At 57.1% G+C, this 23,982-nt stretch carries 21 protein-coding genes and 1 pseudogene; 11 read left to right on the forward strand and 11 right to left on the reverse strand.

Translation table 11 applies throughout. From position 1 onward, the window contains the following. Positions 1 to 5: 5 nt before the first annotated feature. Both livH and DIE02_RS06100 read right to left on the reverse strand, forming a co-directional pair. Positions 6 to 932, reverse strand: coding sequence for a high-affinity branched-chain amino acid ABC transporter permease LivH (gene livH / locus DIE02_RS06095; protein ID WP_044846846.1), 927 nt, complete (start codon positions 930 to 932; stop codon positions 6 to 8). A 185-nt stretch (positions 933 to 1,117) separates the two neighbouring features. Further along, a complete protein-coding gene (locus DIE02_RS06100) occupies positions 1,118 to 2,236 on the reverse strand; it encodes a branched-chain amino acid ABC transporter substrate-binding protein (protein ID WP_044846845.1) in 1,119 nt (372 codons plus the stop codon). Between the two features lie 816 nt (positions 2,237 to 3,052). Here DIE02_RS06100 and DIE02_RS06105 point away from each other — a divergent pair. Continuing rightward, positions 3,053 to 3,670, forward strand: coding sequence for a hypothetical protein (locus DIE02_RS06105; RefSeq protein ID WP_260427236.1), 618 nt, complete (start codon positions 3,053 to 3,055; stop codon positions 3,668 to 3,670). A gap of 90 nt (positions 3,671 to 3,760) precedes the next feature. Here the strand turns inward: DIE02_RS06105 and DIE02_RS06110 are convergent, their stop codons facing one another. Together DIE02_RS06110 and DIE02_RS06115 are read right to left on the reverse strand one after the other, a co-directional pair. Next, positions 3,761 to 3,979, reverse strand: coding sequence for a hypothetical protein (locus DIE02_RS06110; RefSeq protein ID WP_044846844.1), 219 nt, complete (start codon positions 3,977 to 3,979; stop codon positions 3,761 to 3,763). 743 nt (positions 3,980 to 4,722) lie between these two features. Continuing rightward, positions 4,723 to 5,103, reverse strand: coding sequence for a helix-turn-helix domain-containing protein (locus DIE02_RS06115; RefSeq protein ID WP_124485247.1), 381 nt, complete (start codon positions 5,101 to 5,103; stop codon positions 4,723 to 4,725). Positions 5,104 to 5,196: 93 nt separating this feature from the next. Between DIE02_RS06115 and DIE02_RS06120 the strand changes: the two genes are divergently transcribed. From DIE02_RS06120 to DIE02_RS35915, 3 genes are read left to right on the forward strand one after another with little or no spacing between them, the layout of a single operon-like run. Beyond that, positions 5,197 to 5,607, forward strand: a complete 411-nt coding sequence (locus tag DIE02_RS06120) for a DoxX family protein (RefSeq protein ID WP_124485246.1) — start codon at positions 5,197 to 5,199, stop codon at positions 5,605 to 5,607. 11 nt (positions 5,608 to 5,618) lie between these two features. Next, a complete protein-coding gene (locus DIE02_RS06125; RefSeq protein WP_124485245.1) occupies positions 5,619 to 6,362 on the forward strand; it encodes an SDR family NAD(P)-dependent oxidoreductase in 744 nt (247 codons plus the stop codon). A gap of 51 nt (positions 6,363 to 6,413) precedes the next feature. Beyond that, entirely contained in the window at positions 6,414 to 6,542 is a 129-nt protein-coding gene (locus DIE02_RS35915) for a hypothetical protein (protein WP_260427238.1), read from the forward strand. Positions 6,543 to 6,835: 293 nt separating this feature from the next. Here DIE02_RS35915 and DIE02_RS06130 read toward each other — a convergent pair whose 3' ends face one another. Together DIE02_RS06130 and DIE02_RS06135 are read right to left on the reverse strand one after the other, a co-directional pair. Then, on the reverse strand, positions 6,836 to 7,339 hold the full coding sequence (locus tag DIE02_RS06130; RefSeq protein WP_124485244.1) for a hypothetical protein: 504 nt from the start codon (positions 7,337 to 7,339) through the stop codon (positions 6,836 to 6,838). 64 nt (positions 7,340 to 7,403) lie between these two features. Next, positions 7,404 to 8,561, reverse strand: a complete 1,158-nt coding sequence (locus tag DIE02_RS06135) for an AAA family ATPase (protein ID WP_185702597.1) — start codon at positions 8,559 to 8,561, stop codon at positions 7,404 to 7,406. Between the two features lie 263 nt (positions 8,562 to 8,824). Here DIE02_RS06135 and DIE02_RS06140 point away from each other — a divergent pair, with 263 nt between their 5' ends. Then, the gene (locus DIE02_RS06140; RefSeq protein ID WP_124485242.1) at positions 8,825 to 9,154 is read left to right on the forward strand and encodes a hypothetical protein; all 330 of its coding nucleotides are present in this window, start codon (positions 8,825 to 8,827) and stop codon (positions 9,152 to 9,154) included. Here the strand turns inward: DIE02_RS06140 and DIE02_RS35920 are convergent. Continuing rightward, positions 9,151 to 9,355 (reverse strand): annotated as a pseudogene (locus tag DIE02_RS35920) (hypothetical protein). The gene DIE02_RS06140 and the pseudogene DIE02_RS35920 overlap by 4 nt on opposite strands. 38 nt (positions 9,356 to 9,393) lie before the next feature. On the opposite strand from DIE02_RS35920, the gene DIE02_RS06150 reads away from it, so the two are divergent. Both DIE02_RS06150 and DIE02_RS06155 read left to right on the forward strand, forming a co-directional pair. Further along, positions 9,394 to 9,690 carry an AlpA family transcriptional regulator gene (locus DIE02_RS06150; RefSeq protein WP_260427239.1) on the forward strand — a complete coding sequence of 99 codons (297 nt, stop codon included), beginning with the start codon at positions 9,394 to 9,396 and terminating at the stop codon, positions 9,688 to 9,690. Between the two features lie 495 nt (positions 9,691 to 10,185). After that, positions 10,186 to 11,274 (forward strand): hypothetical protein, encoded by a 1,089-nt coding sequence (locus DIE02_RS06155; RefSeq protein ID WP_124485241.1) that lies wholly within the window; start codon positions 10,186 to 10,188, stop codon positions 11,272 to 11,274. A gap of 268 nt (positions 11,275 to 11,542) precedes the next feature. Here DIE02_RS06155 and DIE02_RS06160 read toward each other — a convergent pair whose 3' ends face one another. The 3 genes from DIE02_RS06160 to DIE02_RS06170 form a co-directional block, all read right to left on the reverse strand. Continuing rightward, the gene (locus tag DIE02_RS06160; protein WP_185702598.1) at positions 11,543 to 13,705 is read right to left on the reverse strand and encodes a DUF262 domain-containing protein; all 2,163 of its coding nucleotides are present in this window, start codon (positions 13,703 to 13,705) and stop codon (positions 11,543 to 11,545) included. Further along, a complete protein-coding gene (locus DIE02_RS06165) occupies positions 13,702 to 15,519 on the reverse strand; it encodes a DUF262 domain-containing protein (RefSeq protein ID WP_124485239.1) in 1,818 nt (605 codons plus the stop codon). The genes DIE02_RS06160 and DIE02_RS06165 overlap by 4 nt, the downstream gene beginning before the upstream one ends. A 348-nt stretch (positions 15,520 to 15,867) precedes the next feature. After that, complete coding sequence (locus DIE02_RS06170; protein WP_124485238.1) at positions 15,868 to 16,740, reverse strand: LysR family transcriptional regulator; 873 nt, start codon at positions 16,738 to 16,740, stop codon at positions 15,868 to 15,870. Between the two features lie 96 nt (positions 16,741 to 16,836). Between DIE02_RS06170 and DIE02_RS06175 the strand changes: the two genes are divergently transcribed. The 4 genes from DIE02_RS06175 (at position 16,837) to DIE02_RS06185 (ending at position 22,118) form a co-directional block, all read left to right on the forward strand. Beyond that, positions 16,837 to 18,237, forward strand: a complete 1,401-nt coding sequence (locus tag DIE02_RS06175; RefSeq protein ID WP_124485237.1) for an MFS transporter — start codon at positions 16,837 to 16,839, stop codon at positions 18,235 to 18,237. Between the two features lie 221 nt (positions 18,238 to 18,458). Next, on the forward strand, positions 18,459 to 19,763 hold the full coding sequence (locus DIE02_RS06180) for a HEPN domain-containing protein (RefSeq protein ID WP_124485236.1): 1,305 nt from the start codon (positions 18,459 to 18,461) through the stop codon (positions 19,761 to 19,763). Positions 19,764 to 20,083: 320 nt separating this feature from the next. Continuing rightward, positions 20,084 to 20,473: a surface-adhesin E family protein gene (locus DIE02_RS36410; protein ID WP_409362218.1), complete on the forward strand. Its 390-nt coding sequence runs from the start codon at positions 20,084 to 20,086 to the stop codon at positions 20,471 to 20,473. Between the two features lie 553 nt (positions 20,474 to 21,026). Continuing rightward, the gene (locus tag DIE02_RS06185) at positions 21,027 to 22,118 is read left to right on the forward strand and encodes a helix-turn-helix transcriptional regulator (protein WP_124485235.1); all 1,092 of its coding nucleotides are present in this window, start codon (positions 21,027 to 21,029) and stop codon (positions 22,116 to 22,118) included. 898 nt (positions 22,119 to 23,016) lie between these two features. Here the strand turns inward: DIE02_RS06185 and DIE02_RS06190 are convergent. Beyond that, positions 23,017 to 23,580: a hypothetical protein gene (locus tag DIE02_RS06190; protein WP_124485234.1), complete on the reverse strand. Its 564-nt coding sequence runs from the start codon at positions 23,578 to 23,580 to the stop codon at positions 23,017 to 23,019. Between the last annotated feature and the right edge of the window lie 402 nt (positions 23,581 to 23,982).

The raw sequence follows: 23,982 nt of genomic DNA on the forward strand, positions 1-23,982 counted from the left end.
CTCCCTCAGACCTTTTCGATGTCCGACTTGCCGAGCAGGCCGGTCGGGCGGAAGAGCAGGATCAGCACGAGCAGGCCGAACGCGACCACGTCCTTGTACTCGGCCGGCATGTAGCCTGCGGCGAAGGTTTCGGCGAGGCCCAGCAGCACGCCGCCGAGCATCGCGCCCGGGATGCTGCCGATGCCGCCCAGCACCGCGGCGGTGAACGCCTTGATGCCCGCGACGAAGCCAATGTACGGATTCAACTTGCCGATCGTCAGCCCGATCAGCACGCCGCCGACGGCCGCCAGCATCGCGCCGAGCACGAACGTGAACGAGATCACGCGGTTCGTGTCGATGCCGAGCAGGTTCGCCATCTTCATGTCTTCGGCGCAGGCGCGGCACGCGCGGCCCATCCGCGAATGCGAGATGAACAGCGTGAGCGCGATCATCAGCACGACCGTCACGCAGACGATCAGCAGACGCGCATACGGAATCGTCACGTCGTAATCGCCGCCGAGATGGATGTCGAATGCGCCGGAGATCAGCACCGGCACGGACACGTCGCGCGCGCCCTGGCCGATCTGCACGTAGTTCTGCAGGAAGATCGACATGCCGATCGCGGAGATCAGCGGCACGAGGCGCGGGCCGCCGCGCAGCGGGCGATATGCGACACGCTCGACCGCGAAGCCGTACAGGCCGGTGACGAGCACCGACACGATCAGCGCGGCGCCGAGCACGAGCGGCAGCGGATAACCGGCGGAGATGCCGATGGCGGTCAGGGTCACGAGGCCCACGTATGCGCCGATCATGTAGATCTCGCCGTGGGCGAAGTTGATCATGCCGATGATGCCGTAGACCATCGAGTAGCCGATGGCGATCAGCGCATAGATCGCACCCAGCGTCAGGCCGTTGACCAGCTGCTGGGCGAATTGAGGAAAGAAGTCAGTCATGTGCGGGAAGCTCCCGTTGGCGCTGGGTCGCGTGCCGTCGCCGGATCACGGCGGTCGGCCGCGCGCAACGCACGGTGTCGTCTCGGGCCGCCCGTCGGCCGCGCAATGCGGTCATGCGCGGCGCGAATGCACGCCCGCCCCGTCCGGGTCTCGGACAGGGCGGGCGCGCGGGCGGGTACGCCGGATTACTTGGCGGCGGTCTTCGTCGCGTCCTTGTGCCACGTGTAGACGACGAACTTGAACGCCTTCAGGTCGCCCTGGGCGTCATACGCGACCTTGCCGATCGGCGTGTCGAACGTCGTCTTGTGCATGTACGCGGCGACCTTCGTCGGGTCGGTCGTCTTCGCGCCGGCGATCGCATCGGCGATGATCTTCACCGCTGCGTACGACGGCATCTGGAACGGGCCGTTCGGGTCGCGCTTCTTGTCCGCGAACGCCTTCACGAGCGCAGCGTTGGCCGGGTCGGCCGAGAAATCTGCCGGCAGCGTGACCAGCATGCCTTCCGAAGCCGGGCCGGCGATCGCCGTCACGTCCTTGTTGCCCACGCCTTCAGGGCCCATGAACGTGGCCTTCACGCCCTGCTCGCGCGCCTGGCGCATCAGCAGGCCCATTTCCGGGTGGTAGCCGCCGAAGTAGACGAAATCGACGCCTTGCGACTTCAGCTTCGTGATGATCGCCGAGTAGTCCGAATCGCCGGCGTTGATGCCTTCGAACAGCACGACCGGGATCTTCGCGCCTTCGAGGTCCTTCTTCACCGACGACGCGATGCCCTGGCCGTACGACTGCTTGTCGTGCAGGATCGCGACCTTCTTCGGCTTCACGTTGTTGATGATGTAGTGCGCGGCGGCCGGGCCTTGCTGGTCGTCACGGCCGATCGTGCGGAAGATGAAGTGGCGCTTCTTGCCTTCCGTCAGCTGCGGCGCGGTGGCCGACGGCGTGACCATCACGATGCCTTCGTTCTCGTAGATGTCGGAGGCGGGGATCGTCGAACCCGAGCACACGTGGCCGATCACGTACTTGATCTTCTGGCTGACGATCTTGTTGGCGACGGCGACGGCCTGCTTCGGTTCGCATGCGTCGTCCATCTGCACGACTTCGAACTTGTTGCCGCCCGCGCCGCCTGCCGCGTTGATCTGTTCGATCGCGGTCAGCGCGCCGGCCTTCACCATGTCGCCGTATTGGGCGACCGAGCCGCTCATCGGACCAGCGATGGCGATCTTCACGGTTTCCGCTTGCGCGGCGGCGGCGCCGGCGGCGAACAGCACGGCGGCGACGGAAATGGACGTAAGACGGGACAGCGTCATCTGGGAGCTCCTCGATGTTGTTTAGTCATACGGGCAAAGGCGGCATGACTTGCGCAATCGAACAGCACCCGGGGCGAGGACATGGGACACGCCCGAGACACATGAAGACGGACCTGCGGATGAATGTTGCGTAGCGGGGCCCGGCTCTTGCAGTCCCCCAAGGGGGACGTCTGGTTCGGAAAGACATCGTGATGCGTCTTGCATTGCGCAAGCGTTTCGCCTGCCCCGCTTGCCAACTGCTTGTTCGGATGGATGGTCCGACAGCCGTTGGCAAGGCAGTCGAAATTATATGGGGGTTTTTAAATCGTCTGTCAAAAATGCCGCTTCTATGAGGGAAAACACGGAGAAACTGGGCGGGGGAGAGGTGGCGATTTGGGAGCAACTCAGGTGGGTGGAGAACGTTTGCGGTGGGTGCAATTGGGTTGCGATTTTGGGTGGGGTTTTGGGGTAGTGGCTTGATGGGTGGGGGTTTGCGGCGATTTGTGGTTGTGGGTCGTGCGATTTTTCGTTTTTAGGGGTCGGTGTGTTTTAAATCAATCGACTGAGGATTGCGTGGGCGCGCACCAACGCGGGGCGGCGGGTTGGATCGGTTAATCCTTCCATATGCTGACGTTTACGGCACCCACGAAAGCTGGTTGTTATTTTTATGAAATAATGTGAACTCGCCTCTGCAATCCAGCCAGCCTCCCTGCGAACCGCGCCCGCCGCGCTTCGCCGTCGCATCAGGGCCGCTTCAACGCCCGTCCGTCGTTCAGTCTCGCCAGCCAGTGATCTGCCGTTGTTTTTTCAATGCACATCACCTGCTTCGGATCGCGTATGAATCATCCCTTCCGTCTTTCTTCCGCTGCCGCGCTTGCTTGTGCGCTTTCTGTTTCTACCGTCGACGCCTCGGGCCGCGATTCGCTCGTCGATCGTTCGGGCGGTGCCAACGTGTTTCGTTCGGAACGTCAGGCCGTGGCTCGCGATGATGGGCGCTCGGCACGCGCAACCCGGCGCGTACAGTATGCTGCGCCGGCTGAACGCAGCCCGTTCGATACGCCCGATACGCGGCCGGTGCGCGTGTCAGGCGATACGCTCGAATCGCACACTCCGGCCGTACCCGAATCCGATTTCGTGTTGCCCGCGAATCGCGTTGCGCTCGGCGCGGGTGGGAGCGACAGCCTCGGGCGCACTTTGCGCGGATATGAACAGCGCGCGCAGAACTGGAACGAATACCTGAGGGCAAATGGCTCGCGATCTGTCGGCAGCGGCGGCTCGTATGCGCCAACGCGAACTTACGATGCCGCGCGCGGGCCGCACGGTACGCCGAATCCGTTTGATCCGTCAGTGCCGCAACCGGAGACCCGGACGTTCTACGACAATGGCGCCGGTACGCATTGCACGGCTACAGGTGGCGCCGGAACGTCGCGGTCGTCGTGCAATATCGCCTGGTGATGCATTGGAGCGGCTGATAGCGGCTACCCTGCGTTGCCTGGCGCGCTGCGCGACGTCGCGCAGCGCGGCCGCGTCTTGCGGCGTTGCCTTTTACAGTTTCGTGATGATCAGCCTGCCAGGCTCAATATCGATCCGCGCCTTCTGGCCGGGTACGAAACACGCATCTTCGATCAGCCACATTCCACCAATCTTCATGTACGGGTAGAACTTCTCCGGCTTGATGTCCGTTTTCGGGGTACCCCACATTTCCTGGATCGTGACGAAACGTTCCGTCTTCGGTGGTCGTGCCTTATGATTCGGCTTAGCCATGGGCAACTCTCTATAAGTTGGCTGTGGTTAGCGGGTCGTGAGTGTTGGTAGCACTTGCGGCCCGCGCTCGTTTACTACAGCGTTTTTTGTGGTCTGGATTCCTCCTTTGTTTTTTGCCCCGATGAAAGCAATGTTTCGATAGGGACCGGTTACGTTGCGTCCATTCGCGCGCGCGATGCACGCGCGATCATCACTGGACATTGCCTATTAGACCATCGCTGACGCCCAATATTTGCGGCTTACGCGAACGTTAGCCGTTAGGCATAGGTACGCAACTTCGCTCGCGTGCGCCGCGCCATCGCATGCGCAGATGCGGAAGGAAAAGCTAATCGACGCGGCCGTCGATCGGCCTCGGGACGCGATCATTCGAAACAGTTCGAATGAATTGGCTTCACGCGCGGCAAGAGCAGAGTTCGATACAGAAGCTACTGCTGCTCCGTCTCTTCCGACTTCCCGTCATGACGAAGTTGCTCGCTGGAAACGTTCGCTTTCTATAGCTTTGACAGGCTGCAATCGACCCACTCCAGACCTTCGTTATCGATCCCGCCCAACGGCAGTTATCGGAGTGGACCCGTCACTCGATGTACAGCCTGATTGGTTGACTTGGCGGAACGACGAGTGAGTCTGTCGCGCTGACACATGCTCCTACGGTGCGAGGTCGCGTCGTATCTTGGGAGTTTCGGAAACTGCGAGGCCAGTTGATCGGCTGACTGGAAATCAGCGCATCTGACCGCAAAGTCAGATTAGCTGCCTTTGGCCTTCCGACCGCGTGAAGTTGGCTTGCCCGGCAGGGTTCGACCGTACTCGTTCCACCAAACCGTGAGCGCTTCCATCGTAGGCCCAAGTCCACGGGCCTTTTGAGTGATCTCGTATTCGACCCGCGGAGGCACTTCCGCGAAAACGGTACGGGATATCAGACCGTCCGCCTCTAGCTCGCGAAGCTGAGCCGTCAGCATGTGTTGGGTGATGCCGGGAATCGCTTTTCGCAACTCTCCAAAGCGATAGATGCGCTGATTGAGCAGCCACATGATCTCCAGCTTCCATTTGCCTGAAAGCAACGCAAATGCCCGGCGCATTTCGTCGTGCATGTTGATCTCGTCAGGGTCTTTGGTATGGTTTTTCATACTAAGCGTTAATTAATCATCCTACTTGATGGTTTCCATATTAGACGACATCCTTGAGGTACGTCGATAAGAAACATCTTTAGGAACCCTCAAATGCCTGCGAACTACGCATACTGGATCAGCACGACACTGCTGGCACTGCTCTACATGACATCTGCGGTGCTCTACATTGCCAAAAGGGATTGGGTGCGCCAGGCGCATGCCGAGCTGAACTATCCGGCTCCCTACCTCGTGCCTCTCATGGCCGTCGTCAAAGTTCTCGGGCCGATTGCGATCCTGTCGCGATTCAGCGTGCCGCTGAGCGATCTGGCCTATGCCGGCATCTTCTTTCACCTGCTTCTGTCCGGCTCGGCGCACCTCGGCGTGCACAAGCCCAAGGGCGCGGTACCGGCCGTGATCGGCCTTGTGCTGCTGATCGTCTCGTTCACCACTCAAAACGTCGCCCGCGACATTCCCTCGCCATATGGCGTAGTCGCAGCAACGCATCAAGCAATCTCCAATTGAAAGGAAAAATCATGGCCCGACTCAACGGAAAAGTTGCCATCGTCACTGGTGCCGGTCGCGGCATTGGCCGAGCTACCGCGAAGCTGTTCGCAGCAGAAGGTGCCAAGGTCGCAGTTCTCTCGCTTACGCCTGCGAACGTAGAAGCCGTCGTTGCCGACATCACCGCCGCCGGTGGTACGGCGCTTGGCGTGCCTTGCGATATCAGCAACCCCGATCATGTCAAGGCGGCGGTGGACAAGGTTGTCGCCGGCTATGGTGGCATCGACATCCTCGTAAACAACGCTTTCGACCCCACTGTTCCTTTCTCGTCCATTATCGACCTGTCGGTGGAGAAGTTGCAGCGCAATTTCGAAGTTGGCCCGATTGCCTACCTGCGCACGATGCAGGCGTGCTATCCCTATCTCAAGGCAAGCGGCGAAGGTCGGATCATCAACTTCGGCTCGATGGCAGGTGTCGTCGGCCTCGTCGGTTATGGCCCCTACAACATGGCTAAAGAGGCCGTCCGCGCCCTGACTCGGACGGCCGCGCGCGAATGGGGAGCTGACAAGATCACCGTGAACAACGTCTTGCCGGTCGCTGAGACGTGGGGGCCGGAGGCCAACGCGCCTGCGCCGACCAATCCGCTCGGTCGCTACGGCTCGCCGGAAGAGGACATTGCCCCTGTTGTCCTGTTTCTCGCCAGCAAGGATTCGCAGTACATCACGGGATCGAGTCTCACTCCCGATGGCGGCTCGATCATCGACAGCGCACGTTGAGCCGAAGCTCGTCAGGCTCCTGTCTGCAACCCCCTGCACGAGGAATTGAACATGAAAATGCACGCTATCACCATCGACACCGCGAATCCGCAAAAGATCGGCGGTCTGGTGGTCGGAAGCCTCGGCCCGTCAGTTGAGGCCGACTTTATTCCACCGGGCATCCGGCAGCTTCCGAAGTGAAGCGGCCATTGGAACGACGGCCTTCTGCGTTGCGCGAATGGCAACTATTGGCCGACTGCCGCCCGACGTGCTCGGCCGTAGCCGACCCGTTGCTGTCGTTCGCCCTCGCGTGGCTCCCGCGTCAGTTTACAAGGTACAACGGTCGTTCAGATCTCAAGACGCTCGACAAGTCCCTACGCATAACCCTTTCCGCTCCTCCTTAACACGTGCGAAGACCCTTCTGTCGACGCCATCCACCGTCCGTAGCGGCGTGGTGGAAGATGCGCACTGCGCCGACTCACATATACGAGCCACTAAAAAAGTCGCGCGTAAGTGATTAGGCCATCACACACGTAAGCAAAATAGCTGTCATCGATAGCTAACACCTGTCCAAGTGCTGTCGAACGGATATGGCTAGGCAGCGATGTAACACTGGCAACAGACACGTAGCGCTGCTGTGCCACTCCTCGATGGTGCACCAGCATATTCCGGCGTTCCCGAACCTCGTCCGCCATTTCTGTTTCCGGCGAAGTTGGGATGGCATACCCTTGCTTCGCCCGCGCCATGAGCTGGCCAAGTGTCCCATCTGTGGATTGAGCTTTTGCGGCCAACGCTGCGGAAAGGAAAGACTCAAAGTGCGAGATCACCGCAAAAAAGAAATCCGTGATGGCCCTCCCATTCTTTACATAGCTCTCGATCTCGCGTAATGCAGCGCTAACTGGCACTTGTTGCGGCGGTCGAACTTGCGTCGTGCGAGGCAAGTTACCGAACTCCAGTGGAAGGGTCGTCCACGGTCCAGATTGAGTGAACTGCATCATTGCGGCGTTCGCGGCCCTAATCTGCCAATATGAATGCAAACACAACTGCGTATTCTTTTCGAAGTCACTCTGTGCGGTTGTTAGCGGCATGAATTCGCAACCTTACATATCCGCGCATCAGCGGATGTGAAAAAGAATAGAAGGTTTTCCTCGGTCCCATTGTGCGAGCCGAAATGATGCTTTGTCGGCTGTCAGAGATCAGCTGTTTCAAAGCGGTACCCGCTACCTGCGCGCTTATGTCTTTGCCTGGCGCGAACTTTGATGCAACTTCTGCGATCTGCCCGACGGCGCCCTCCATGCGCCCGTCCAACGACGCCAATCCCCACAGGATGTACCTGTAGACATCACTCCGCGAGGAAAGGATGGCCGACTCGTACGCGTCTCGCAGCGTTTCATCCGCGTCTTGAGCCGCATCCTCAGCGCCTCTTGTAACGTGCTCCTTTGTGACTGTTTTCGAGCCTTCGATCATCGCCACACGGGCAGACGTGATCCCGAGTAACTGAACATAAAACGGCAGACGGTCAGACGCCAGGATAATATCAGAGATGGCTGATGGGGAAAATTTGAGCCCCAGAATTCCGCCACCTTTTTCTAGAATTGCTCTTATGTCTGAGTCTCGCTCAAATCGGCCTAGCCCTACAGATTTGATGTTCCGGAAGACAGACTCGTGACCACGTAGCAGATCGTTCACTGTAGTGCCGACGCCGACGAACACAAGAGTCGATTTACCGAGGTCGGTGGCTGCATTCTTTGCAAATTCGCCAAGACTCGCGAGTGTATCTGCCGGAAGTCGATCAACTTCATCGAAGATGATCACGAGCGTCTCGTTGGGCAGCAGCGATTTCAGGCTGTTTCCGTCCAAATTGTCGATTGAACGCATGACCCCTTCGATGGAGACACGGTCAGTCGCGGCGTCATAAACGAGCTTGGCCGGGAATGCCTGCTGATACTTAAGAATGACGTCACGTGCAAGCTTTGAGAAGGATGAATCGCTTTCGCAGAAAACGTCAATTCGGGGGCTTCCGATCGTGCTCACGCGAGCTAATGAGGTTTTACCTGCGCCGCGCTCCCCATAGATGACGACGTGCTGCCCAGGGCTGTGTAGTGCCTGAATTACACGCTGCTGTTCCTGCTCGCGACCGAAGAAGCTTTCGCGCTCTTCGATCGGATAATGCGGGCGAAATGCAAGGTTTAATAGTTTCTCGCGTTCGCTATTGTCCATACAAGCGCTTCCCCCTCTTGCCAGTTCAGTGTATGTTTTGACCGTTCGACGTCGACGGGATGGGTTCGAACGTGAAAACGGGGGCGAGCCGCCCCCGCAGCGGATCATGTTATCCGCGAGTCTTAGCTGTCGACTTCTTTAGCGGAGCTTGAGCTAGCGCGCTTGCGGCGGTCTGTTTTGCCTTGGCGCCAGTACTCTTGCTTTTCAGTTGCTGGCTTGCAGTTGCCGCCACCTTCTTCGACGTCTGCTTCGGATTCATCGCCATGATTAACCCCGTCAGTGGTCGCCAATATTGGCACATTGATTGTATCGTGCTCGTCGCCAAGACAACATCAATCCATGCGTTCGGCCTCAGGAACAACCCAACAATCGAAATCGTCGTCGCCTGGCATGCCTTGCCAAGCCAGAGCCCCACAGGCTTCACATCGGTAGCTTGCTGGAACTGCGGCTACCTGAACGCCCTGCAATATTGCGGTGAAACGTTGTTCTTCTTCGCTGAGCCTCAGCGACGGATGGGGAGCACACGAAAGTGGACGGCCTTGAAGTGCCTGGCAAGCACGGCAAACCATACGTTTTCCCTTTGCGAATCCTAGCCGTAACGGCTGAGCCACTCCACTGAGAAGTTCTTCGCGTACTCGACCGCCTCGGCCTCCGTGGCGAACTCACCGAGACTCCAGAACGCAGCCTGCCGGCTGATACCCAACTTCGCTACCTCGACCTAGGTGGCGTACCTGCCGTCCTCCGTCACGCGCGGTTCGCAGGTCGCACCCCCGCATCACAAATTTCTTTTGCATCGCATCAGTAAATCCTTTTGAGACTGAGGGATCGTAGCATGCCCGCATCGACCACCATAAAGCCGCTCTACCTCGACTTGCCTGCAGTGGCAATCACTCTTTCGCTATCGGAAGCGACCGTCCAGAAACTAGTACGCGAGAGAGAATTCCCGAAGCCACGCCTGCTTTCCGACCGCCGGGTAGCATGGCTGACGCGCGAGGTTGAAGCCTGGGCAGAGGCATGCCCTGAATCGGATCTCGCGCCTCCGCCCAATACCGGCCATAGCAACCGACGCCGCAAGGTCACCTGCGCAAGCCAAGACCGGACCTCTCAGTCAGCATCAGATGACGTCTAAGATGGCCTCGCCGTCATTTCATCAACGGCCGTCGCCAAAACAGACGTACGATTTTTCGGGTAGCGGGCGTTCGTGGCCTTGCTCACACAGGTGCGAAAACTCCCGAGAGCGAATCCCGCCTTTCCTAGGCACTTAGCCAGACCAGCCAAAACGCTCTTGAATATTTGTTCTAGAAAATGATCCTTCTTACACCTTCTACTTTGAAAGTGTTAATCCCATCCGCATTAATCCGAATGGCACGTTATTCATCATGTTTACATAAATAGCAGCTTTTCCACAAGCAACCTTATATTCTCTAGGGCGAACTACTTCAATACCCATGCCTGCAGCGCTTATGCTGGGTCTGCAGCTCGATTGAATCCCCGCGACACCTGAAGACTCTTATATACGCGCCGGATCCTTCTACCGATATAGTTCAGCATAGGGAAATCCCTATGAGGTCACACCTCCTTCCAACAACTATCCTAAATTCCAACAATAATTTTGGGAATCGCCATGCGACATATGCTTGCTTTTTTGCTTGCGGTTTGCAGTGGGGCGAATGCTCAACAGCCTAGCCAAGCCGATAGTTGCAGGGACATCCTTAGGAATGGCGCCTTTAACCAGACAAATTTCGCATCTTCGGAAGCCGCTAACAGGGCAGCGTATGCTCAACTATGCGCTTCGTCGTATCAAGAAGCGATAAATCTCATCAACTCTCAAAGCTCTTTGAATGGCGGAGTTAATATCGATATAGGCTACGACAGTTTTGGGTTGAATTTCGGCGGAAAACATGTCGACTCTAGCAATTTTAGTCAGAACCAATTTAACGCATGGAAAAGCAGCGCATGCAATACAACCAGTTCGAGAGACGCGTCCAGCTCAGCCGATTATCTAATGCAGCGCTTAGCTTCAGATGCGATTGTGCAGAGTTGGGCACAATGCATGGCAAATAAGCAAGGTCTAACCTGCTGGGCGTCGCCGTATGGCGCTCAAGACGCCCTGATTACATTAAACTGGAAGCAAGAATCTAGCACAAGACTCATAGTAACGATGACCGATGTGTCCGATGGAGCGACCTCTAGATTTGACAATACTCCAAGAGGCAAGCTATTGCCCCTAAAGTATCAGTTGGATCCTGGCTCCATACAAGTGCCACTCACTCGACAATTTGGAAAATCCGTGTTGGTGGCGGTTAATGGGAACCATGCGGGTCAAAATTTCCAGTGCTCCGCGTATATACCATCGACCAATGATTTCAAACTAAAAACAGTTGTCATTCAAACTAAACCGCAAAAAGTCGAGGAGAGCGGCGACTTAGGCTGCAGCGTCCAGGCTCTGGAAGGAACGTGCCAAAGCAGTTGGACCGCCACCGCCCCCGCTGATTACAAAGTCTGTTCGGCATCCTTGAAATACACGGCGGGACCAACTAGCAGCGCGCAGATGAACATGATCAAAGCAAACAATTCCGTCACCGTCGATTGGAAAGTCACATCAAGCATTGTGCCCTTCGGTCCAGGACGATGGGTCCATGCCGTCGCAAGAGTCGTGTATGTCCCGTCTGGCAGGAGCATGGACGATGACGGAAATGCTTGCAATATTTAACCTGCGGTGCCCGACAGTTCACGCATAGCGAGTGCGTAGCTAGACGCATTGTCGACGCTACCGAATGACCGAAACTGACCGACTGCCGCCTGACGCGGTCGGCCGTAGCCGACCCCTTACCGCCACTCGAACAGAGTTTATCGCGATGGCCGTTTCCCAACGTATAACGGCCGTTGAGCACGTAATCGGTGCGTCGGATTGAAGTCAGGTCAGCCTCGAATCGTCATCCTATCTCGCACGTGTCTGTGGCGTATGCTATATCGTCACGTCAACTGAAGCGCTCCGCTATCAGAGCGATTGACCCCGGCATCTCTGCTGGTTCGCCACCGGTACGCCGGCAGTTCCACTGGTCGCGACTGAAAAATATCCAATAGTCAGCGTCCGATTTGATGTAGAGGCTTGGATAGTCGTCGCCATACACATCTCGGTAGGTGATCTGCTTTATATCGCTGAGTTCCCCAGCCCTCTGCTGTCGCTTAAGTTCAAGATAAAGCGCATAGCTGTGCGCTTCAGCGAAGTAGCCAGACAGTCGTACCTTCGACAGGAGCAGTACACCATCTGCGGACTTGCGTATCAGCCGCAAGCCGCAGTAGTCGAGCAGTTTTGGATCGCGAACCATCAAGGCGCGCCAGCCCGTCGCGGCGCTGTTGTCGATCAGTTGTCTGAGCGAGGTTGGACCGTCATCACCGATGGCATCAAGAAATTCCTGGAATCGGGAATCCTCGAAGACCGGTAACCAGTTCTCCTGGCGATCGCGGTAAGAGGTAGCGTTTGGAACGCAGAAGGTATGATTATCTCCGGTTGACGCCGGGAGGAAGTCATACAGCGAAAGCAGCGCTCGTTGTAGCACGAACTCTTGAGACGCAAGAATGTCTTGCGTCAATACCCGTTTTGCGACCGCCGTGTACTTTTGAAACTGTTCCTTGCCGGGCGCTGAAGATCCTGTCGTGCTCAACTTCAAAAGGAAGCCGACGCGCCCCTGCAGGTACCAGTGAGATTCTGCTTCGTCGAGCAGATTCCCCCACTCGTCGTCCTTCAAAAGCAGCGCAGCTTTCTGGCGCTCCTCTTCGATCTGGGTTCTATTGAACCCGAGACTACCCGGCGTATCCCCGACAAGAGTCTCATAGAGCGAAGTTGCGTGCTTGGCCAACGTCGTCAAGCCTTTTATTGCGCCAACCGCCGTACTCGGTTCATCGATACGCGTGTTCTGGATCAAGTTCCGGGTCACGCGCGACCACCGACGCAAGCACATCTCGTGGGGGGCATCGTCGAGCTTTTGCACATCGGGCGATAGCAAAAAGGCCATGACCGCGTACAAGCGAAGTAGATCGTAGTAGTCCGCTCTCGGCGCCAAGGCTCGCTGGAGAATGTGAACGAACCTTGCCCCCCGATCGCTCGCCAGATAGTCAAGTACCACTCCGATCTCGGCGATCTGTGCCGGCATAAGCGAGCCGTTAGCATCGAACTCTCTTAGCGGGCAGTAGCCCCGTGCGTCTCGGAGCTTTGAGAGCCAACTGCGGTCATCGTTGGTTGCGTTCCAGTACCCACTGACGCGTTGGCAGGTCTGAAAATAGGCCGAAATATAGAAGAAGCGCATGAACAGGTCATCGAAGCTTTCGCCACCGGCGCCGTTACGTCCCGCGACCGTCCAGAAAAGATCGACCCACTGCTGATCCAGCTTTGTCGTGAAGTCTTCCGACCAAGCTTCGTCCGCGACTTTCTCGACAATCCAAGCCTTGAAGTTCTCAAACGGAGTGAGGGCTTTGCCTCGAGCGTTCATCTTGATGTAAAGATCGTCCGACAACCCAAAATCGCGAAGATCGAGGTAATGGAAGGTGACACGTCGCTCTTCCACGAGTATCCGATAGAGTCCCTCCGTGTTCCCAAACTTGTCGTCGATAGCATCAAGCATGACCAGGGCGGAGCGGACGGTTGGGTCTCGACGCCAGGCGTCAAAAAACCACTTTGAGTCGACAATCAAGGCGGATAAGGCTGTGTTTTCGTGTACGCCTGGGATATCGAAGTGGTTCACCGTTAGCGCCTCGAAGAACTCGGCAGCGCTGGGACGGGTGGAGTAGGCAAAACGCGTACGCCCTCCTTCCTTTATCCACCAACGTTCTCGGAAATTCTCAAATTTTCCGTCTAACGACGCCAGATACCGATGCAGCAAGAAGAGCGTCGTGAGGCGCTGTTGGCCATCGAGCACCGACAGTGTCCGTAGTCCATCATGCGCCACGCTGCCGTACACAAAGTCCAGATCGAGCGGCGAATTTTCGTCCTTCAATGCTCCGGCTATCGCCGACAGGAAGCTCTCACGAATGTCACCCACCTCCGTCCGTCCCTGAGCATAGTCCCGCTGAATTACGGGAATCTCGATGACGTCAACGTCCTCGAGAAGTCCAAAAAACGTATGCAGCTTCCCTTGGCTCATGCCAGGTCCTCCTCTGCAAAAAATCGTGTCAGGCAGTCGCGAATTGCGGACGCATAGGTGGCAGCGTCTTCCTTTGACCATACGAGCATGCGGTCAACTCTCGTACTGTAGTACTTGAGAAAGACATTTTTGGTACACAGAGGGACAAACTTTCCCACCTTATCCAAAGCAATCACCGTCTTGCGTTTTATGGGAAAGATCGCATTGCCATAACTTCGATTCGTAACGTGATCGAGCAGTGTCAGGTTGCCGAGGGTGTCATCAACGTCGATGTCTTGGAAGGTATCAAAACGCTCCTGGACATGTTTGAAGAAAGCCTCAAATGCTTCGCTGTCGAAACTCTGAGCGCCAATAATGGCTTTCCCTTCCTGCACCAAGTCGTCGTGCCCATCTGGCCGCACTATGGACCCGCCTTCGCCGTCCACCTCCGACGCGTCGCACCCGAGATACTCAAGAACATTGCTCAACCACCGCTTCTGATCATCCTGCCGCCGAGGCATTCGAGACTGAACGGAACGAATGTGCTCGATGTCCCACCTCTCGTTTTTGTACGCATCGAACGGAAAACGAGCACGGGAATCGCTCTCCGTCAGCGACGCCACATTGAACAGCAGCAGTACGTTGCGAATATGAACAGCATCGGAGTCGTAGTCGAGGCCCCCAAGCTCCGCTTTCACGAACTCGCTGAGTTCGACGCCAGCACTCGGTGCTGCATCCCGGCTGCGCCGGAAGATCCGCTGGAAGATCTCTGCTTTCAACTTTCGCCGGAAAGCGCGCTTGCTCCCGGCTTCGGCCGACAGACGCGACACGTTGGCGATCGCCCGATGGGGCTCACCCGCATCATGGCTCGCCAAAAAGCCGACCATGTGGTAGAGCCTGCCGTCACGGAACCACTCCTCCATTGCCAGAAACTGACGCTTTACGTCCTCCCACTCCGACCATGCGTGCGAACTGGGCTCCGACAGCCGTTGGGCAAAGGTGTGAAAGACTGAAGCGTTGCTCCATCCAGGTCCAGAGTGTTTAATGCGTTCGGCAGAGAGCTTGAGTACAAACTGGATTCGACCGGCTTCTAGACGGGCATTGGTCAGGAAAAACCAGAACTCATCTTCCTGGAGTCGGCGCTCCATTGCATCCCACTCGTGTGCAATTTGCAATTGCCGCAGCTGAAGCGCCCGTTGCCCTTCCCCCTGGAAGTTGCTCGACCGCAGGAACAAGGCCTTGACCAACTCGGCGTCTGTCAGCGGAATTTTTCCGATATTGAGGCGCCTGAATACCTCCATCGGCTTCCCGCCTCCGGTTTCAATCTCGTACCAGATGACCTTGACGTCGTTTAGGAAGGCAGATTCGATGTCGTTCACCCTGTTGAACTTGCCCGCGAACCACTCCTGAATCGCCGCGAAGGCCTCCGCCATATGGAAGAAGTCAATATTCTCTTTGGCGCGTTCTGGCTGTAGCTCGCGCAAGTAGTCGGCGCTCGCTGGTCGCGTTTCATACTCAATCGAGTAAAGCTGCTTCCTGAATGCTTCCTGGAAACGACCGTTGAAAAAGTGCAGGATCAGATACAACGTCGTCAGTCGCTGCTGCCCATCGACCACTTCCCAACTGCCACCTTCGACTGGGGCCACGACGATGGGCTGAAGACAGTAAAACTCATTTTTGGCCTTCGCCCCGGACTGAACAAAATCCCAGACGTCAGAAAGTAGTTCCGTGACCTGTCGTCTCGACCAGCGGTATCCGCGCTGATAATTGGGCACAAAGAATCTTTCGTTGCGAAGGTCATCGATTGGACGGAGCTGCAATTGATGCGTTGACATCGTGTTTTCGCCTATCTGATCGAGTAAAGTGGGGCTTTTCTACTTTTCTGGAGAAACTAGTCATCGAAGGACCCACCGGCAAACCTATCAGATCGCCCGTCTCAACGCTACAGCGTCCGATACCGCCGAACACGTCCGAGCATGCAAGTCCGCTGCTCCAGGGAAGCGGCCGCTCGAACGACCGCGTACTTTCGACGGCGGACGGCCGCAACTGGCCGATTCCGGCCCGATCGAGCTGACCGTAGTCGACCCCTAGCCGCCGGTCATCGGCCACTGCCGTCAAGGGCCGCTTCGAAGTGGCGATCGGACGCCTGGTTCCGGCGTTGCAAGCCAACGTCGAAGTCGTCGCTACACCGCGGAATTTTGCGCGAAGGTTCTGGTTGCCACGTCTGAGATGAAGTCGATCACGGCACGAATCGCTGGCGAATGTCGGAGATCGGCATGCACCACAAGCCAGAGCTCACGCGAGAACGACGCCCCATCGAACGGCAGCCGCTGCAATTCAGGATCGCCGTCACCCATGAAGAGGGGGAGGCCTGCAACACCCACACCCGTGCGCGCCGCTACCTGCTGCGTCGTGATATCGCTGACTTCGCAGACGATGCGGCGGCCTTGAGCGATCGATTGCAGCCATTGCTGATGCGGCATTTCTGCGTATTGTGCTTCGTATCCAATGAATGCCCAATCGTCGGGTGCTAACGCATGCGCATATTCTCGGCTTGCATAGAGGCCGAACATCATCTCCCCAAGCTTGCGGGTGACATTCTGCGGTTCCTCCGGGCGAACGAGGCGCACCGCGAGATCCGCTTCGCGACGTCCGAGGGAAACGCGCTGTGCCTGGCTGGCGATCGCCAAGCGAATTCCCGGATGTAGTCGCGCGAATTCATGAAAATGATTCGCGAACAGATTGTTTGCGAGCACCGGCGGTACGCTGACTGTAACCACGCCGTGCAAGGGCGTCTGTTCCGCGAGCGCGAGGCGCTCGATCGAAAACGCGCGCTCCTCCATCTGCTCCGCGAATTCCAGAATGAGCGTGCCTGCCGATGTCGGCCGACACGCACGCGGCAGCCGGTCGACCAGGCGCATCTTCAGTTCGGCTTCGAGCGCGCTCAGGCGACGGCTGACTGTCGCATGATCGACATTCAGACGCCGTGCCGCCGCGGAGAGACTGCCGGTTTGCGCCACGGCGACGAAATAGCGAAGGTTTTCCCAGTCGAACATCTGTGCATTTTCTCCAGGCTACTATGCGGATTTGCGGAATATTCGCACAGAAAGCAATCCTTTACGCTTCGGTCCTTTGAACTCGAAGGATCGACCATGCAGATACCGTCCAGACGTCGCCCGTTGCTGGTTCAAACAGCGGCATGCCTTGGCTTTGTGGTCGTGCTGATCGATGTCAGCGTCGTCAACGTTGCGCTTGATGCTTTGAGATCGGTCTTCGATGCGGATATCACAGACCTCCAATGGGTCGTCAACGCGTATGCGCTGGTCTTTGCGTCGTTGCTGCTCATCGCGGGCGCGCTCGGCGACAGGTGGGGCGCAAAGCGAGTATTCATGGCCGGCTACGCGATATTCACGATTTCATCGATCGGCTGCGGGGTGGCTCAATCTGTGCACGCGTTAATCGGCTGGCGCCTCGTTCAGGGGGCGGGGGCCGCGCTGCTGGTGCCGAACTCACTGGCCGTTTTGCGGGTGGCGTTCGAGGACGCGACGGAGCGCGGCCGTGCGATCGGCTGGTGGGGCGCGGGCGGCGGCATAGCTTTGGCCGCTGGCCCTTTGGTAGGCGGGCTGCTGATCACCGCGGTTAGTTGGCGAAGCATCTTTCTGGTCAACGTGCCCGTGGGCATCGCAGGCATCTGGCTGACATGGCGGTTCGCGCCCGATACGGACGCGCAAGTCGGCCGGAGTCTGGATCTCCCGGGGCAACTCACTGGCGCGGTCGCGCTGGCAGCACTCACGTTCGCATCGACCGAAGTGAGCGCGCTGGGCTGGCGTAGTGCGTTTGTCGAGAGTGCCTTCGCCCTATTCGTCGGAATGAGTATCGCGTTCGTCTGGCTGGAATCGCGCAATCCCGACGCGATGCTGCCTGCCGCGTTGTGGCAGGACCGCGTTGTCCGCTGCGCGACCCTGATCGGCATGCTTGCCAATCTGGCTTTTTACGGCATCGTCTTCACATTGAGCCTGCTCTTTCAGTCGGTCTGGCATATGACGCCGGTCCGAACGGGCGTGGCATTCCTGCCGATGATGGGCATCCTGGTGATTGTGAATATCGTCGCGGGGCGACTGGCGAGCCGGGTCGGCGCGCGTGCGCTGGCAACGGTCAGTCTGCTGATTTCCGCAGCCGGCTATCTCGCGATGTGGCCGGCCATCGCAGCACAGTCCTTCTGGCTGCTTGCGCTACCCATGCTGTTCGCGGGTAGTGGAATCGCTCTGACCATTCCAACTATCACTGCTGCGATGCTGGCCGCTGTGAGCGGTGCACAGTCGGGTATAGCGTCGGGATTGTTGAATGCCGCCCGTCAGGTCGGCGGTGTGATCGGCGTCGCTTTATTCGGTTTCTTCGTTCGGCAGACAGATGCGGCGTCCTTCATGCACGGGGTGGAACGAGCGTTGACCGTTTCGGTGCTGCTTCTGATTATCGGCGCTGCAACTGCCTGGCGAAATCTGGGTGATCTGGTGCAGCAAGGTTCCCGAAACAGAAGATGGAATGTTCGCTGACCGGACCGAAGCAGACGGTCGGGCGGCGTAAAGTCGTAGTGACCGGGTGACCGCTTATGGCCGGCTACCGCCCGACATGGTCGGCAGAACTCGACCCTGAACTGCCCTTCGGGCCCGCGTACCCTTAACGGCGGCTTCCAAGGTATAACAATCGTTCGATCAATCATGTCGTGTCCTCGGCCGAAGCCAATGGTCGCCGACCGGCCAACAAATGAGCGAACATGAACACACCCAGAAAGCGAAAACAACGGGGCGACACCCTCAGTCTCGCTCAACAACTAGAGACTGCATCCAAAGAAACCGTCAAGGCGGTTTACGACCTAGATTTGAAGACGGCACTCGACTCCGACGTTCGCGACGTTCGATTTGCAGCCGGCATGCGTATTCGAGATTTGGCTAAAAACATCCTAGCGTCGGTCAAACAGGACAACCGTTTCCCCGGTGACCGCACGTTACACATAGCATACGACAGCGCGTCGAGTGGCTGCCTTTATCCAATGCAGGTTGCCGAGCGGATGATACAGAGAACCATCCGGTCTGGTTCCGGAGAGGAGGCGATCGATTGGATGCTCAAGGTGCTCGGAACCAAGAAAGCGGCTGGGAAGATGATCGAAGCTCTTTGGGGTGTACCAGTGGACCAAGAGATCGCGCTGACCAAGAGCGTCAAGATCGTTCCAATAGCCGATCTTCCCGATGGCCCCCAAAAGCGGATGCTCACCGAGTACAAATTCGGTGCATCTGACTCTGTGCTGATGACCTCACTCGATTTCGTACAACCGAAGTCCGCCTTAGTTCTCGAAAGAGCTGTTGCGCCACTGGTATTCGACCCAACGGGCAACGGTATCGATCAAGACAAAGCGAAGGCATATGTTGCAGATGAGGCGCTTTTAGGCGAAATCACGTTAGCCCTGACCGTCGTCGGTCCCCGTGTTCCGATCTCGGCCTATATCTGGTTTGCGTACAATGATCCAGATATACAGCTCGCGGTGTCGATGAACGCCAGGCGGATGCGAGCACTCGAAATTTTGCCCCACAAATCAGAGGAATACCCCCCGCTCGATCCCACCGAGGCAGTCGAAATCGTAAATGCATACCTGAACCTCGACGATCCAACGAAAGGAAAGGTCCGCTTAGCACTTCAACGCCTCAATCAAGCACAACGGCGTAGAAGTGTCGGGGATCGAGCGCTGGAGCTTGCCATTGCGTTTGAGGCACTGTTGGGTCAGGGCAATGCCGAGATGACTCACAAAATAACTGTTCGATCGACACGCCTCTTTGGCGGCGACGGAGAGGAGCGAAAGAGAAACGTTGCCTTGATGAAGGAGATGTACCAGATCAGAAGCACGCTCGTCCATGAGGGCAAGGATGCGACTGGGGCAAAGAAAATATTGAACGCCAAGATTCCTGTTGATGCGATCATCGACGAAGCAGTACTCAAATGTGTCGAGTTGATCAAGACCATTATTCGACGCGGGTCGATTCCCGAGTGGTCAGAATGGGATGTTTTGGAACACTCCCCAGATTGAGCTAGAAGCGGGCATGCGAATCACACATGCGGCCCGCTCTCAAAATTCCAATCGCGTACCCGCGACGCGTCCACTTGAAGGTTGACTGCTCGCTTACGATGGCGGAGCGGTCGTTCGAGTGTCCGACCAAACGCGAACCGGAATGGCCGACACTGGCCGACTGCCGCCCGACGCGGGCCGCAGCACCCGCCCCCCAGCCGCCGCGCGACTGAGCAACGCCTTGATGGCAGCTCTCAAGTCCATAAGTGCCTTTCGTTTGATCACTTTAGTTGCCAGTGCCGTTATCATGCTCGGGATTACACTTGGAACGGGTGTGAATAATGGTGCGAGAATCGCTCGTTAGCGCTGCGCTTGCCGTGGTCTCTGCGTCGGCTATTGCGTCTGATTGGATCGAAATAGTAACCCCCGCAGATTCTCCGGGCACCCGCTCGTATTACGACAGGGCCTCCCTGATGCGCAGCGGGCCAATTACTCGTGTATGGATCAAGACCGTCTACTCGCCACCGCAAACGTTCCAGGATGTCGGTCAATACGATCAATGGCTGGGCCGCTACGAAATAGACTGCGCGTCTATGCGCGTTAGCTCCATCGACTCACATCTATCCCTGCGCGGCACTGAGGTAGGGACTTCGCTCGGCACTGGATATGCCGACATCGTCCCTGACACTCCAATGGAGACGATCGCTGCGAAACTCTGCGTGCGAAAATAACAGTGCCGGTATCGGCGCTTGTGTCTGAACCCGACACGTTCCCAACAAACGACAGCATTAGCAGATGAAGCAACGTTCGCCTTCGCCAATCGAAATGGCCGTTCGCTGGGCAGAGCTGCCGTCTGAATGTCCGAGCGACGCGACGGACGAATGACGCTGCATGGCTGGGAGCGGTAGATCAAGCCAATCGACGAAGCACCACACTGGTATCGTCAGGCCGCGAACGGTCGACAACTGAATGAAGCCGACACTCGAATGTCCGACATGCACCCGTAACCAATGACCGTACCTGGCCGTGCCCAGACATTTCCGTATCCGTATCTGCATGAAATGAAAAATTGCAATGTTGTAATCATCTGGCAATACCGCAACCCTTGTCCTGCATGCAGAAAAGTCGCGCAAGAATATTGAAAACCGCCATTACATCTGACGAGAAACGCACCCAAAGCAACACGTTTCCGGCCGAAATCACCCACGCATATTGAACCCAACGCGAGAATGAGTAAGATGCCCGAAAGGCCGTCAAAAAGAACGCATCGCGCGGGGTAGCCAAATGCAACGGAACGAGTTGATTCCATCGGCATTGCTCGATGACATCTACGCTGCAGCACTGGGCGATCAGAGATGGGAAGTCGTGCTCGACGGCTTGCGATCGTCGGTAGGCGTGCGCATGGCCACGCTGCTGTCGTTCGACGATGCGGCGGGAGTGCCGGTCATCGACCGGGCTGCGGGCGACGACAAGCCGTGGGTTGCCGATTGCCGCCGCGCATACAACACCGAGTTCTATCTGTATGACCCGGTCGTACCGATCGCCGGCAACTGGCCGACTGGTCGCTGGTTCGAGGACGTCAAGCAACTGTCCCGCCCGCAGCGCGAACACTGCGTGTTCTACCAGGAATTCCTGAGGCCGTACGGGATCGGCAGCATCGCCGGCCTGTATATCCATCGCGGCGAGCACACCGGCGCATTCCTCAGCGTACAGAGCGGCCCCGAATCGCAGGGCCTGTCGGACGCACAGCGCGTCGCGATCGAAAGCATGGGCGCACACATCAGCCGCGCACTGCGGATCGAGGCACGCATCGGCGAACTCGAAGCACGCGTGGCCGCCGCGGAATCGGCGCTCGATGCGCTTCCGTTGCCGGTGTTCTTGCTCGGCGCGCAACGCGAACTCCGCTATACGAATCGCGCAGCCGATCAACTGATCGCGGCGGAACCTGCGCTGCGGATCGCGAACGGGCGCTTCGCACCGGAAGGCTGCGTCGACGATGCGCAATGGCGGCACGCGTTCGCGCGCGGTGGGCTGTTGCTGCGCCGTGCGACGGGCGAACCGCTGCCGCTCGCGCTGATACCGGTGCCCGAACAGTCACGCCTCGTGCGCGAGCGGCCCGGCGTCGCGGCATTGATGACGGCAGCCGACCTGCGTTCGCCGGCGGCACGCGCGCAGCGGCTGCGCGTGTTCTACGGACTGTCGTCGGCCGAAGCCGATCTCGCGGTGCTGCTGTGCTGCGACGGACGCTCGCCGCAGGAATGCGCCGAGCTGCGCGGCGTGTCGATCGGCACGATCCGCTCGCAGATCAAGTCGATCTATGCGAAGACGGAAGTGACGCGGGCGGCGCAGTTGACGTCGTTGGTCATGCAGACGTGACTTGGCGGGATCCGGATCGATGAAGCGGCTGATGTTTGGACCTTGAGTCCGGCGAACCCGGCGCGAAGGCCATCTGGCTTGGACTGAAAGAGGTTCATGTCGCTGCTAAGACTCTACGAGCATTACGTGGCCGCGGTGACCCTGACACTTCTGTATGTGCCGATGCCCTTACCCACACTCAATGTGGAGTTTGAAAAACCAATAACGTCTTCGTTCTGGACGCCGTGACGCTCGGGTCAGCCAACGAAATACACAAATCGACGAATATATCTGTCGCGATAGCGAAAGACTCGGGCACTGCTATTTTCATCCGGTCGGAATTGGGCCAAAAAGATTGCGACTTCCTCCTCCTCAACCTCATCCAAACCTGACCACAGAGAATCGGACAACGCATCCCAGCTCCGATTGCTGTGTAACGGCGGATCTAGCGGGCATGTGCTACGAATCGCATCAAAAAACTGACCCTTGGATGCAACTCCGTCAGGCAAACACATGACTAGCCAACCGCGGTGCCTACACTCTTCGGCAATGCGTTCCGCTTCGCCCGAATCGACCACATAAAGTCCTGGCTTACGCAGCATCATAAATCACCCGATCTGAACAACAGCAGGATTTCCTGTATAGCCATAATGCGTCCGTATGTAATACATCCCTCCCGTTTGGTTGTTCACCACAATGCGATTAGTGTCCGCACCGGTAACGCCAGGCGATGGCGCGACGCGGTATTCCTGACAGGGAGACGTCGGACCTTTGTCTCCCGGCAAGTCGTCCGTCCCATTCTTAAATTGCGTGCCCCACTTCTCTGACAAAGCGTCGTCCCATTGCCAAGCCAATCCTTTGGGTACGACCGACGCCAACTTATTCCAATCGTCGCACTCAAGACCCCAGCCTTTCTTGATTAAGGAGATCCGAGATTGAATAACCACTCGTGATATTTCCTCTTATCCCAATCAGACACTCTCCCACCAACAAGATCTCGTGCGAATTCTCTCTGAAAGTTCATTTCATTTTCAACCGGGTTATCGACATTTCCGCCGATTAGATCAAAACCTTCCAAATAGTCAATCCGATTGACCAAAACCTCAGCACACGCCACCACTAGTTCTAATTTGTGTTCGGCACGCCATTTATCCAAGAAAGAAAGCCCTGCCAGCAAATCAGTCGCACCTTGGGCTGCTGCATCGTCATCTATTTTTACTGCATCAGGATCCCAGTTGACTTGCTCTAAATCGCTTAGTGGATTGGGGTTTACGTTTCCATTCCACACATGTTCCAGGTAGTCGTCAACTCGCTGCCTGATCTGCACGCTCGTACTCCCCGCATGGGTACCAAGAAACTCGAATATTGAGTCATCGTGCGCAAGCCCAAAGCAGCACCAAACACCGAAACGAGCAAGGGCATCCAACTTCCCTGAAGCGAGGATCGATTTGAGATATTTTTTATGTGCCTCTATATCGAACATACCCATCTCCTAATCAAAAACCCCACCAGCTTTATCCACGTGAGGCTAGCATGACGGACACGATGCATTTCGTTGCCCCCCCAAAGAGATATCCCCGACGACTATTTCAATGTTAGAGTCGTCGACCAGCGGGTACATTCATGTTGTCGCGACATCCCGAACATGGCGGCAGCGATAAAATTTGACCATTGCACAACCCAGTTGGATCGTATGCAATGAGTCAGGGAATCGTATGCACAAGCCTCGCCGCCCCAGCAATACAAGTCATTGAAACCAACTTACCGAGACCGCCTGATCAACTCTGCATTTGAATCGATTTCTGCTCGCGACTTATCAATGTGAGTGAATGCCACATAGCTGCTCGAATCGAATAATTAAGCAATATCGCAAATTTCTTGACAT

It is taken from the genome of Burkholderia sp. Bp8991, assembly GCF_003853795.1.
Lineage (GTDB): Bacteria > Pseudomonadota > Gammaproteobacteria > Burkholderiales > Burkholderiaceae > Burkholderia.

Coding starts and splice junctions, on each gene's coding strand:
- DIE02_RS06115 (WP_124485247.1), bottom strand. CDS start 5,103: ATGAAAAACCATACCAAAGACCCTGACGAGATCAACATGCACGACGAA.
- DIE02_RS06140 (WP_124485242.1), top strand. CDS start 8,825: ATGATTAACCCCGTCAGTGGTCGCCAATATTGGCACATTGATTGTATC.
- DIE02_RS06105 (WP_260427236.1), top strand. CDS start 3,053: ATGAATCATCCCTTCCGTCTTTCTTCCGCTGCCGCGCTTGCTTGTGCG.
- DIE02_RS06125 (WP_124485245.1), top strand. CDS start 5,619: ATGGCCCGACTCAACGGAAAAGTTGCCATCGTCACTGGTGCCGGTCGC.
- DIE02_RS06155 (WP_124485241.1), top strand. CDS start 10,186: ATGCGACATATGCTTGCTTTTTTGCTTGCGGTTTGCAGTGGGGCGAAT.
- DIE02_RS06160 (WP_185702598.1), bottom strand. CDS start 13,705: ATGAGCCAAGGGAAGCTGCATACGTTTTTTGGACTTCTCGAGGACGTT.
- DIE02_RS06110 (WP_044846844.1), bottom strand. CDS start 3,979: ATGGCTAAGCCGAATCATAAGGCACGACCACCGAAGACGGAACGTTTC.
- DIE02_RS35915 (WP_260427238.1), top strand. CDS start 6,414: ATGAAAATGCACGCTATCACCATCGACACCGCGAATCCGCAAAAGATC.
- DIE02_RS06180 (WP_124485236.1), top strand. CDS start 18,459: ATGAACACACCCAGAAAGCGAAAACAACGGGGCGACACCCTCAGTCTC.
- DIE02_RS36410 (WP_409362218.1), top strand. CDS start 20,084: ATGGTGCGAGAATCGCTCGTTAGCGCTGCGCTTGCCGTGGTCTCTGCG.
- DIE02_RS06150 (WP_260427239.1), top strand. CDS start 9,394: ATGCCCGCATCGACCACCATAAAGCCGCTCTACCTCGACTTGCCTGCA.
- livH (WP_044846846.1), bottom strand. CDS start 932: ATGACTGACTTCTTTCCTCAATTCGCCCAGCAGCTGGTCAACGGCCTG.
- DIE02_RS06135 (WP_185702597.1), bottom strand. CDS start 8,561: ATGGACAATAGCGAACGCGAGAAACTATTAAACCTTGCATTTCGCCCG.
- DIE02_RS06185 (WP_124485235.1), top strand. CDS start 21,027: ATGCAACGGAACGAGTTGATTCCATCGGCATTGCTCGATGACATCTAC.
- DIE02_RS06190 (WP_124485234.1), bottom strand. CDS start 23,580: ATGTTCGATATAGAGGCACATAAAAAATATCTCAAATCGATCCTCGCT.
- DIE02_RS06100 (WP_044846845.1), bottom strand. CDS start 2,236: ATGACGCTGTCCCGTCTTACGTCCATTTCCGTCGCCGCCGTGCTGTTC.
- DIE02_RS06120 (WP_124485246.1), top strand. CDS start 5,197: ATGCCTGCGAACTACGCATACTGGATCAGCACGACACTGCTGGCACTG.
- DIE02_RS06165 (WP_124485239.1), bottom strand. CDS start 15,519: ATGTCAACGCATCAATTGCAGCTCCGTCCAATCGATGACCTTCGCAAC.
- DIE02_RS06130 (WP_124485244.1), bottom strand. CDS start 7,339: ATGATGCAGTTCACTCAATCTGGACCGTGGACGACCCTTCCACTGGAG.
- DIE02_RS06175 (WP_124485237.1), top strand. CDS start 16,837: ATGCAGATACCGTCCAGACGTCGCCCGTTGCTGGTTCAAACAGCGGCA.
- DIE02_RS06170 (WP_124485238.1), bottom strand. CDS start 16,740: ATGTTCGACTGGGAAAACCTTCGCTATTTCGTCGCCGTGGCGCAAACC.